General features: G+C 55.6%; 9 protein-coding genes. 7 read left to right on the forward strand and 2 right to left on the reverse strand.

The annotated features are described in order from the left end of the window. Position 1 precedes the first annotated feature (1 nt). The 3 genes from ftsE to rpoH all read left to right on the forward strand — a co-directional run bounded on the left by ftsE (position 2) and on the right by rpoH (position 2,835). The gene (gene ftsE / locus HF679_RS20095; protein ID WP_123757278.1) at positions 2-670 is read left to right on the forward strand and encodes a cell division ATP-binding protein FtsE; all 669 of its coding nucleotides are present in this window, start codon (positions 2-4) and stop codon (positions 668-670) included. Continuing rightward, a complete protein-coding gene (gene ftsX, locus HF679_RS20100) occupies positions 663-1,721 on the forward strand; it encodes a permease-like cell division protein FtsX (protein ID WP_123757279.1) in 1,059 nt (352 codons plus the stop codon). Before ftsE ends, ftsX begins: the two co-directional genes overlap by 8 nt. A gap of 259 nt (positions 1,722-1,980) precedes the next feature. Next, the gene (gene rpoH / locus HF679_RS20105; protein ID WP_123757280.1) at positions 1,981-2,835 is read left to right on the forward strand and encodes an RNA polymerase sigma factor RpoH; all 855 of its coding nucleotides are present in this window, start codon (positions 1,981-1,983) and stop codon (positions 2,833-2,835) included. 51 nt (positions 2,836-2,886) lie between these two features. Here rpoH and HF679_RS20110 read toward each other — a convergent pair whose 3' ends face one another. Continuing rightward, positions 2,887-4,410, reverse strand: a complete 1,524-nt coding sequence (locus tag HF679_RS20110) for a PLP-dependent aminotransferase family protein (protein ID WP_123757281.1) — start codon at positions 4,408-4,410, stop codon at positions 2,887-2,889. Between the two features lie 118 nt (positions 4,411-4,528). Here HF679_RS20110 and HF679_RS20115 point away from each other — a divergent pair, with 118 nt between their 5' ends. From HF679_RS20115 to livJ, 3 genes are all read left to right on the forward strand, one after another. After that, positions 4,529-5,794 (forward strand): 4-aminobutyrate--2-oxoglutarate transaminase, encoded by a 1,266-nt coding sequence (locus HF679_RS20115; protein WP_123757282.1) that lies wholly within the window; start codon positions 4,529-4,531, stop codon positions 5,792-5,794. Between the two features lie 142 nt (positions 5,795-5,936). Next, entirely contained in the window at positions 5,937-7,181 is a 1,245-nt protein-coding gene (locus tag HF679_RS20120; RefSeq protein WP_174510100.1) for an aromatic amino acid transport family protein, read from the forward strand. Positions 7,182-7,438: 257 nt separating this feature from the next. Then, positions 7,439-8,542: a branched chain amino acid ABC transporter substrate-binding protein LivJ gene (livJ, locus tag HF679_RS20125; protein ID WP_123757284.1), complete on the forward strand. Its 1,104-nt coding sequence runs from the start codon at positions 7,439-7,441 to the stop codon at positions 8,540-8,542. Positions 8,543-8,860: 318 nt separating this feature from the next. Here the strand turns inward: livJ and panM are convergent, their stop codons facing one another. Next, complete coding sequence (gene panM / locus HF679_RS20130) at positions 8,861-9,244, reverse strand: aspartate 1-decarboxylase autocleavage activator PanM (protein ID WP_187042334.1); 384 nt, start codon at positions 9,242-9,244, stop codon at positions 8,861-8,863. Positions 9,245-9,789: 545 nt separating this feature from the next. Between panM and livK the strand changes: the two genes are divergently transcribed. Then, entirely contained in the window at positions 9,790-10,899 is a 1,110-nt protein-coding gene (livK, locus tag HF679_RS20135; protein ID WP_187042335.1) for a high-affinity branched-chain amino acid ABC transporter substrate-binding protein LivK, read from the forward strand. Positions 10,900-10,913 lie beyond the last annotated feature (14 nt).

Raw genomic sequence — 10,913 nt, forward strand, 5'->3', positions numbered from 1 at the left:
CATGATTCGCTTTGAACAAGTCAGCAAAGCCTATCTCGGTGGGAGACAAGCGCTGCAGGGGGTGGACTTTCACCTGCAGTCGGGCGAGATGGCATTTCTGACCGGCCACTCCGGCGCGGGGAAAAGTACCCTGCTTAAGCTTATCTGCGGTATCGAGCGGCCGAGCGCCGGGAAAATCTTATTCGGCGGCCATGATATTAGCCGTCTGAAGAGCCGGGAGGTGCCGTTCCTACGGCGCCAGATCGGCATGATTTTCCAGGACCATCACCTGCTGATGGATCGTACGGTGTTTGATAATGTGGCTATCCCGCTGATTATTGCCGGCGCCAGCGGCGATGATATTCGTCGCCGCGTGTCAGCGGCGCTGGATAAAGTCGGGCTGCTGGACAAAGCGAAAAACCTTCCCATCCAACTCTCCGGTGGTGAGCAGCAGCGCGTAGGGATTGCCCGCGCGGTGGTGAATAAGCCAGCGGTGCTGCTGGCGGACGAACCTACCGGTAACCTCGATGAGGCGCTCTCGGAAGGGATTTTACGTCTGTTTGAGGAGTTCAACCGCGTAGGGGTAACGGTTCTGATGGCGACGCACGACCTGGGGCTGATCTCCAGCCGCTCGTATCGCATGCTGACCCTGAGCGACGGTCATATGCATGGAGGCCACTGGGGTGAATAAGCGTGACGCAATAAATCAAATTCGCCAGTTCGGCAACAGGTTCGATCGCCTGCGTAACGGTGCTGGTGCGGGCGGTGGTGGCGGGCGCAATGCGCCGAAGCGGCCCAAAGCGACGCCAGCCCCGGCTTCCCGTAAGAGCAACGTCTTTAACGAACAGGTTCGCTATGCCTGGCATGGCGCGGTTCAGGATCTGAAAAGCACGCCGCTCGCGACTTTCCTGACGATCATGGTTATCGCCATCTCGCTGACGCTGCCAAGCGTCTGCTACATGGTGTACAAAAACGTCAATACCGCGGCAGCGCAGTATTATCCTACCCCGCAGATCACCGTGTACCTCGAGAAAACGCTGGATGACGATGCGGCGGCGCGGGTGGTCGGTCAGCTGCAAGCTGAGCAAGGCGTTGAGAAGGTTAACTACCTGTCGCGTGATGAAGCGCTAGGGGAGTTCCGCAACTGGTCTGGCTTTGGCGGTGCGCTGGATATGCTGGAAGAGAACCCGCTGCCGGCGGTGGCGATTGTGGTGCCGAAGCTGGACTTCCAGGGAACCGAGGCATTGAATACGTTACGCGATCGGGTGACGCGTATTCAGGGCGTTGATGAAGTGCGTATGGACGACAGCTGGTTCGCGCGCCTCTCTTCCTTAACCGGCTTAGTGGGTCGCGTATCGGCCTTGATTGGCGTGTTAATGGTTGCCGCCGTGTTCCTGGTGATCGGCAACAGCGTGCGTCTGAGCATTTTTGCGCGCCGCGATACTATTAACGTGCAGAAGCTGATCGGGGCGACTGATGGCTTCATCCTGCGTCCGTTCCTGTACGGCGGGGCGCTGCTGGGCTTCTGTGGTGCCTTCTTATCGCTGATTCTGTCGGAAATCATGGTGATGCGTCTGTCGTCAGCGGTGACCGAAGTGGCGCAGGTGTTCGGGACGAAATTTGAGCTCAGCGGTTTAGGCTTCGACGAGTGTCTGCTGATGCTGATCGTCTGCTCGATGATTGGCTGGGTTGCGGCCTGGTTGGCTACCGTCCAACATTTACGTCACTTTACCCCCGATTAAAAAAAGTCTGGTATAATCTTTCCCTGCACTGATGAATGTCTCTCTGCAGGGAAAGAGTCCCTGTTGTCTCTTCCCTACGCTTCATATCCATGTCACATTTTGTGCGTAATCTATTCACATCGTTGCATGGAACTTGTGGATAAAATCACTGTCTGATACTAATGTGGGTGATATTCTCGTTGCTCATAAATGCTGGCATGTTTGTTGCCCATGTGATGGGAAGCCACCGCGCCAGACGATATCGATTGAGAGGATTTGAATGACCAAAGATATGCAAACTTTAGCTTTAGCCCCCGTTGGTAACCTGGAATCGTATATCCGGGCTGCGAACACTTGGCCGATGTTGTCGGCTGATGAAGAGCGGGAGCTTGCTGAAAAGCTGCATTACCAGGGCGATCTGGAAGCAGCGAAAAGGCTGATTCTGTCTCACCTGCGCTTTGTTGTTCATATTGCTCGTAATTACTCGGGCTATGGCCTGCCGCAGGCGGATCTGATTCAGGAAGGCAACATCGGCCTGATGAAAGCCGTGCGTCGTTTCAACCCGGAAGTGGGCGTGCGTCTGGTTTCCTTCGCCGTGCACTGGATCAAGGCTGAAATTCACGAATATGTCCTGCGTAACTGGCGTATTGTGAAAGTCGCAACAACCAAAGCACAGCGTAAGCTGTTCTTTAACCTGCGTAAAACCAAGCAGCGTCTGGGCTGGTTTAACCAGGATGAAGTCGAAATGGTGGCCCGCGAGCTGGGCGTGTCGAGCAAAGACGTGCGTGAGATGGAATCCCGTATGGCGGCGCAGGACATGACCTTTGACATGTCGTCGGACGACGAGTCCGATAGCCAGCCGATGGCTCCGGTGCTCTATCTGCAGGATAAAACCTCTAACTTTGCCGACGGCATTGAGGATGATAACTGGGAAGAGCAGGCGGCCAACAAGCTGACCGATGCGATGCAGGGTCTGGACGAGCGTAGCCAGGACATCATCCGCGCCCGCTGGCTGGACGAAGACAACAAGTCGACGCTGCAGGAGCTGGCCGATCGTTACGGCGTGTCGGCTGAGCGTGTACGCCAGCTGGAAAAGAACGCGATGAAGAAACTGCGTATGGCTATCGAAGCATAACGCGACCGCGTGAACACCCGCCTCTTCGCAGCCACCTGATAACGCCCCACATTACGTTGGGGCGTTTTGTTTTTCTGCACCGTCTCCATTGGCCAGCACCTCGGGACATAATGTCTGCAGGCACTCCAGCAGGACCTGGAAGGCCGGCTCCATTTGCGTCTCTGGCAGGCTGGCAAACCCCATCAACAATCCCTTTTTACGCCGGGCTGTCAGGTAGTAGCGCGACAGCGGGCGCACCAGAATATGCCGGGCATTGGCCATTTTGGCGATCGCCACATCGTCCGCTTCGTCCGGCAGATTGAGGATCAGATGCAGACCGGCATTATCGCTGAAATCTGACAGCGCCTGCGGGTTGCAGTAGCGTTGGATGAGTTCCGTCAGGCAGGCGCGGCGGCGGCTGTAAAGCAGGCGCATGCGGCGAATATGGGCGGAGTAGTGACCGGCATTAATAAACTCCGCCAGCGCCATCTGAATCAACGAATGGCCGCCGCGGTAGAGCTCGGCATGGGCGTTTTTAAGATCGCCAATCAACGGTCGCGGCAGCACCACATAGCCTAGCCGTAGCCCGGGATAGAGGGTCTTACTGAAGGTGCCGATGTAGACCACCGGCGCATCGGCGACCAACCCCTGCAGCGCCGGGATTGGCTGGCCGGAAAAGCGAAACTCGCTGTCGTAATCGTCTTCGACGATCCAGCTGCCGTGCTGACGAGCCAGTGCCAGCAAGCGCTGACGGCGCGCCAGCGTCATCACCGCCCCCAGCGGATACTGATGCGACGGGGTGACAAAAATCAGGTGCGGCGCCTCCTCAACCGTCTCCGGAGGGCACAAGCCGTTGGCATCAACGGTAACCGGCTCGATCCGCACATCATTCATTCCCAGCACGTGGCGTATCCCCCAGTAGGATGGCTCTTCCACCCAGGCCAGGTCGCCGCTGTCACAAAGCATGCGCGTCACCAGGTCAATCGCCTGGTGGATCCCTTCGGTAATAAGAATTTGATCTGCCTGGCAATGCACACCTCGGGATACCCTGAGGTATTCGACAAGCGCCTGCTGCAATTCCGGCGTGCCGCCATTGCAGCTGTAGCTCAATCGCTCAGGCTTCGGGCGGCGGCTGATGCGGGCTTGAATCTTGCTGAACAGCGGATGGGGAAAGGCGTTGACGTCCGGCACACCGGGGATAAAAGCTCCCCACTGGCGCGGGCTGGCGCTGACGTGCGTGAGCAGACGCTGACCGCGACGGGATAGGTAGGGCGTCGGTGCCGGGGTGCTGCTGTTTACATCGGTTTTATCAACAGAATGCGAGGCATCATGGCCTATTTTTGCGACAAATGTACCGCTTCCCCGGCGGGAGATAACATATCCTTCCGCCAGGAGTTGTTCATAAGTTGTTAATATGGTGTTTCTTGAAACGCCGAGTTCCCCGGCCAGATCTCGCGAGGGTGGCAGGCGGCTGTGGGGCGGTAAAGAACCGTCCAGAATCGAGCGGCGGACCGCGTTATACAAGCGTTTATGCAGGAGTGGGTCTGACTCTTCCTGCAATCTGACCAACACCAGGTCGCCGACGAGTGAACGCAATTGGATCCCTCAGATAATCTAAATTGGTACTCGATTATAGGGCCAACTCCTGTGTAAATAAACGACATAGTTTCGAAATTGTTGCGATAACGTGACACACATGACAGGAGATTCGAGGGTGAAAAGTTCAGAACTGAATCAACGTCGCCAGCAGGCGACGCCGCGCGGCGTAGGCGTAATGTGCAACTACTTTGTTGAGAAAGCAGAAAACGCCACGCTGTGGGATGTGGAAGGCAACGAGGTGATCGATTTTGCTGCCGGTATTGCCGTGCTCAACACCGGCCATCGTCACCCGAAAATCGTTGAGGCTGTCGCACAGCAGCTGCAGGCTTTTACCCACACCGCGTATCAGATTGTCCCGTACGAAAGCTACGTCTCTCTGGCCGAACGTATTAACGAGCTGGCACCGATCGATGGCCCGGCAAAAACCGCGTTCTTCACCACCGGCGCTGAAGCCGTAGAAAACGCGGTGAAGATTGCCCGCGCCTACACCGGCCGCCCGGGGTTGATCACCTTCGGTGGCGGTTTCCACGGTCGTACCTTTATGACCATGGCGCTGACCGGCAAGGTCGCACCGTACAAAATCGGTTTTGGGCCGTTCCCAGGGTCGGTGTATCACGGGGTCTACCCGAATGCCGCCCACGGAATTACCACGGCTGACGCCATGAAGAGCCTGGAGCGCATCTTTAAAGCCGATATTGGCCCGGACCAGGTGGCAGCGATTGTCCTTGAGCCGATTCAGGGCGAAGGCGGGTTTAACGTTGCACCGCCAGAGTTTATGCAGGCGCTGCGTGCGCTCTGTGATACCCACGGCATTCTGCTGATTGCCGATGAGGTGCAAACGGGCTTTGCGCGTACCGGCAAGCTGTTTGCCATGCAGCATTACGATGTGAAACCGGACCTGATGACGATGGCGAAAAGCCTCGCCGGCGGTTTCCCGCTCTCGGGCGTCGTTGGCCGTGCCGACGTAATGGATGCGCCGGCGCCGGGTGGACTTGGCGGCACCTATGCCGGTAACCCACTGGCGGTGGCGGCAGCCCATGCGGTCCTCGATGTGATTGACGAAGAGCAGCTGTGCCAGCGCGCGGAGCAACTCGGCAGCCATCTGAAAGAGGTGCTGCAGCAGGCGCGTCAACATTGCCCGGCGATTGTTGATATTCGTGGTCAAGGGTCGATGGTGGCCGTGGAGTTTAACGATCCGCAGACCGGCGAACCGTCACCAGAGTTTACCCGCCAGATCCAACAAAAAGCCCAGGAAAATGGTCTGCTGCTGCTGAGCTGCGGCATCTATGGCAACGTGATTCGTTTCCTGTACCCGTTAACTATTCCAGACGCGCAGTTTACTAAAGCGCTGGATATTCTGGCGCGTATCCTCAAGGGATAACACGCCACACGCCTGTGCGGCGGCAGGGAAGCCGAATAAAACAGGATGCCGCACAGGGGTTTTACTCAGCGTCAGTGGTTTATCACCCTGATATCACCTTTTTTCCGGCGGCGCAGATCGCCGGAATAAAACGGAAAATATTATGTCTGAAAATTCCACCTTTTCCTCGGTTCTGACGAACCGGGAACGTACTGCTGTACCTGCAAAGTCCCTCAGCTTCGTTGAAGGGGTGTCGATGATCGTCGGGACCAACATCGGTGCCGGGGTATTGTCCATCGCCTATGCCTCCAGTAAGGCCGGTTTTCTACCGTTGTTGTTCTGGCTGATCATCGTCGGCAGCCTGACCACCATTACCATGCTTTATGTCGCCGAATCGACCCTGCGTACCCGCAAACATTTGCAGCTTAGCGGACTGTCGCACCGCTATGTCGGGCGCTTCGGGGCGTTGATGATGTTCCTGTCCGTGTGCGTGAACAGCGTCGGCGCGTTGACCGCCTATATGACCGGCAGCGGCAAGCTGCTGCATTCGCTGTTCGGCATCTCCCCGGCGCTCGGCAGCGTGCTGTTTTTTATCCCGGCGGCTGGCGTGCTCTATCTGGGGCTGAAAGCGATTGGTCGCGGCGAGAAGTTTATTAGTATCGGCATGGTGGTGATGATTGCCGTGCTGGTTGCCGCCACCTTGCTCAAAGATACGACCCAGATCAGCTATCTGCTCGACGGTAACTGGCTCTACATGGTGCCGGTGTTCAACGTCGTCGCCTTCTGTTTCTCGGCGCAATATATTGTCCCGGAAATGGCCCGTGGCTTCGCCGATAAGCCGGAGAAGCTGCCAAAGGCCATTATGGTCGGGATGGGGCTGACCTTTGTTCTGCTGGCGCTGGTTCCGCTATCGGTGATTGCGCTCAATGGCCTGGATAATATTTCCGATGTCGCGACCATCTCCTGGGGACGGGCGCTCGGTGAGTGGGCCTTTTTCTCTGCCAACCTGTTTGCCCTGTGCGCCATGCTGACTTCCTACTGGGGCCTGGGGGGCAGTTTCCTGACCAATATTTTCGACCAGTTCCGCCTCGGGAACGACGAACAGCCGCTTAAGCGCCTGATGGTGCTGGTGGTGGTGGCGGTTCCGCCATTTGTTCTGGCCTACAGCGGAATGGTGTCGTTTGTGAATGCGCTCTATTTCGCCGGGGTGTTTAGCGGGGTGATCTTATCCATTATGCCGATTCTGATGCTCAAAGGCGCTCGCCAGCGTGGGGATATTACCCCGGGCTGGGTGTGTCCGGCGGCGATAACCCATCCGCTTATCCAGACCTTCATTGTGTTGCTGTATCTTTGTAGCGCCGTTTACGCAATTGCTTCCGCTTTGGGCTACCTGCCCGCCGGTTGGTAATCTGGCGTCTTGACTCCACCGCGTCCGGTTGATCCTGGCGCGGTTTTTTATTTGTCACTTATCTGTTACATAACCCACAATTTTGTCATTTCAAATTCTCCTGAATGACGGTATGTTTAGCATAGTGTGCTGCAAAAGCGCAGGCGGCAGACCTTAAAATAGGCGTCATATGCTTTTCTTATGACTCAAATTAGAATAATGCGCTAACAAACAACATCACAACAAATGCAAAAACCATAATAATGGGGAGCCTCAGGATGAACATGAAGGGTAAAGCGTTACTGGCAGGATGTATCGCCTTGATTATGAGCAATGCCGCGCTGGCAGAAGACATCAAAATTGCCGTGGTTGGCGCGATGTCTGGTCCGGTAGCGCAGTATGGCGACCAGGAGTTTACCGGTGCCGAGCAGGCGGTTGCTGATATCAACGCCAAAGGCGGGATCAAAGGCAATAAGCTGCAGATCGTTAAATATGATGACGCTTGCGACCCGAAACAGGCGGTAGCGGTTGCCAACAAAGTGGTCAACGATGGCATTAAGTACGTTATCGGCCACTTATGCTCTTCTTCTACCCAGCCAGCATCCGATATCTATGAAGACGAAGGCATTCTGATGATTACGCCAGCGGCGACGGCTCCGGAGCTGACCGCGCGTGGTTATAAAATGATTCTGCGTACCACCGGCCTGGATTCTGACCAGGGTCCGACGGCGGCAAAATATATTATCGAGAAAGTGAAGCCGCAGCGCATCGCTATCGTTCACGACAAGCAGCAGTATGGTGAAGGCCTGGCCCGCGCGGTACAGGATGGCCTGAAGAAAGGCGGCGCGAACATCGTCTTCTTCGACGGTATCACCGCCGGTGAGAAAGACTTCTCCACGCTGGTTGCGCGTCTGAAGAAAGAAAATATCGACTTCGTTTACTACGGTGGCTACCACCCGGAAATGGGGCAGATTCTGCGCCAGTCTCGTGCCGCCGGCCTGAAAACGCAGTTTATGGGACCGGAAGGCGTGGCCAACGTTTCTCTGTCTAACATCGCCGGTCAGTCCGCTGAAGGCATGCTGGTCACGAAACCGAAGAACTACGATCAGGTACCGGCGAACAAACCGATTGTTGACGCGATTAAAGCTAAAAAACAGGATCCGAGCGGCGCGTTCGTCTGGACCACCTATGCGGCAATCCAGTCGCTGGACGCTGGCCTGAATCAGTCCGAAGACCCGGCAGAAATCGTGAAATACCTGAAGGCAAACTCGGTTGATACCGTGATGGGGCCGCTGTCATGGGATGCGAAGGGCGACCTGAAAGGCTTCGAGTTCGGCGTGTTTACCTGGCACGCGGATGGCACCGCCACCGACGCCAAATAATTTAACCTTCGCCTTTCACGCTACAGGTGTGTTGGCTGCGCTGCTCAACCCCGGTCACTTACTCGTGTAAGCTCCCGGGGATTTCGACGCTTGCCGCTTGCCTGTAGCATGAAATTCTTGGTTAAATAAGCTGACAGCCTTTCACGCTACAGGTGTGTTGGCTGCGCTCCGCAACCCCGGTCACTTACTGATGTAAGCACCCGGGAATAACCGGGTGGGTGGTTTACGCTTTCCCCGGTGGCGCTGCGCTTACCGGGCTACAGGTGTCTGCTTTTGGTAGCCCGGATAAGGCGCGATGCGCCGCCATCCGGGATGTTTTTAACGTTTTTCCCAGCCGTCCTGGTGTGCGCTAAAGCCCAGCGCCTGCATAAATGCCGACATCACCGTCTTGTCTTCTACGCCGGCTGCGTTGACCCGCCAGCGGCCGATCTCCGGGTTATCCTGCAGGATCTCTTCCACTAAATACTGCCCGACGCCGCGTCGACGGGTGACTTCGCGTACGCAGAGCGCGCTGAGCTCGCCGGCATCGCCACTTAACGTCACACGCACGGAAGCCAGCAGGCGCTCGTTAAAGCGGGCGGCGTAAACCCGGTGATGGTCGTCCAGCGGGATCGCGTCGAGATCCTGTGACGGCCAAATTTTCCCTAAGTCGATGCGATCCTGTTCGCCGAAGAGCGGTAATCGAATAATGGTCAGTTTCATGCACAGCTTGCCCCGTCAAAATGAAGGAGTCAGTGTACCCAAATTTGCCGTCAGGCAGGGTGCTGTTTTTTTCCTGTTCATTAGGGGATTCGTTTTCCTGAGGTAATCAGAGTAGCGCAATGCGTCATGGATCGAAAAATAAGCAGAATTTTTACCTAATGTGCAGCGTTTTATTCCGCCTTATGTATCGTTATATTATGCTGGGAACGGGACTTTTTTTGTTTATCTTCGACTTATTTCAGAATATTATCTTCGCTTAATAGCCTGAAATATAGAGATTTTACGCTAAAATCAGGTAAAAACTTCGCTAAACCCTTAAAGACAATGGTAAAAGTAGCGTTGTTTAATAAAAGCACAGAATGCTTTTTAACCATAAAAATACAAAATATATAAACCCTAAATAATTCGAGTTGCAGGAAGGCGGCGACGCAGAGAATCCCCAGGAGCTTACTGAAGTAAGTGACTGGGGTGAACGAGTACAGCCAACACTCATGCAGCTTGAAGTATGACGGGTATACACCACATCACGAACGGGGTTCTGCAGCATGAACAGGAACGCGAAAACGATTATTGCGGGATTTGTCGCACTGGCGATGTCGCACACGGTTATGGCCAAAGATATTAAAGTTGCGGTTGTCGGCGCGATGTCCGGTCCGGTCGCTCAGTGGGGCGACATGGAGTTCAACGGCGCGCGTCAGGCAATCAAAGACATCAACGCCCAGGGCGGCATTAAGGGCGATAAGCTGGTTGGCGTTGAATTTGACGATGCCTGCGACCCGAAACAGGCCGTCGCGGTAGCGAACAAAATTGTTAACGAAGGCATCCAGTACGTCATCGGTCACCTGTGCTCTTCTTCCACCCAGCCGGCCTCTGATATCTATGAAGATGAAGGCATTCTGATGATCTCCCCGGGCGCCACCAACCCGGAACTGACGCAGCGCGGCTACCAGTACATCATGCGCACCGCCGGTCTGGACTCTTCCCAGGGGCCGACCGCCGCGAAATACATTCTGGAAAAAGTGAAGCCGCAGCGCATCGCCATCATCCACGACAAACAGCAATACGGTGAAGGCCTGGCGCGTTCCGTCCAGGATAGCCTGAAAAAAGCCAATGCCAACATTGTCTTCTTCGACGGCATTACCGCCGGTGAGAAAGACTTCTCGGCGCTGCTGGCCCGCCTGCAAAAAGAGAATATCGATTTCGTTTACTACGGTGGCTACTACCCGGAAATGGGGCAGATGCTGCGCCAGGCACGCTCCGTGGGCCTGAAAACCGTGTTTATGGGACCGGAAGGCGTGGGTAACGCATCGCTGTCTAACATCGCCGGTGCAGCCGCAGAAGGCATGCTGGTGACAATGCCGAAACGCTACGACCAGGACCCGGCGAACAGCGCTATCGTCGAGGCGCTGAAAGCAGAGAAAAAAGATCCGAGTGGCCCGTATGTCTGGATTACCTACGCTGCCGTGCAGTCGTTAGCCCAGGCAATGGACAGAAGTAGCAGCCAGGAACCGCTGGACTTAATTAAAGATCTGAAAGCTCACGGGGCGAAAACCGTGATTGGGCCGCTGAATTGGGACGAAAAAGGCGATTTGAAGGGATTTGAGTTTGGTGTCTTCCAGTGGCATGCGGATGGATCATCCTCTGTCGCAAAATAAGATGCGTTATCCCA

The organism is Enterobacter sp. JUb54 (assembly GCF_014298075.1).
In the GTDB taxonomy this organism is placed as follows: Bacteria; Pseudomonadota; Gammaproteobacteria; order Enterobacterales; family Enterobacteriaceae; genus Klebsiella; species Klebsiella lignicola.

Bases quoted from the DNA above. Each gene is read 5' to 3' on its own strand.
- ftsE (WP_123757278.1), top strand. From the start codon at position 2: ATGATTCGCTTTGAACAAGTCAGCAAAGCCTATCTCGGTGGGAGACAA.
- rpoH (WP_123757280.1), top strand. From the start codon at position 1,981: ATGACCAAAGATATGCAAACTTTAGCTTTAGCCCCCGTTGGTAACCTG.
- HF679_RS20120 (WP_174510100.1), top strand. From the start codon at position 5,937: ATGTCTGAAAATTCCACCTTTTCCTCGGTTCTGACGAACCGGGAACGT.
- livJ (WP_123757284.1), top strand. From the start codon at position 7,439: ATGAACATGAAGGGTAAAGCGTTACTGGCAGGATGTATCGCCTTGATT.
- panM (WP_187042334.1), bottom strand. From the start codon at position 9,244: ATGAAACTGACCATTATTCGATTACCGCTCTTCGGCGAACAGGATCGC.
- livK (WP_187042335.1), top strand. From the start codon at position 9,790: ATGAACAGGAACGCGAAAACGATTATTGCGGGATTTGTCGCACTGGCG.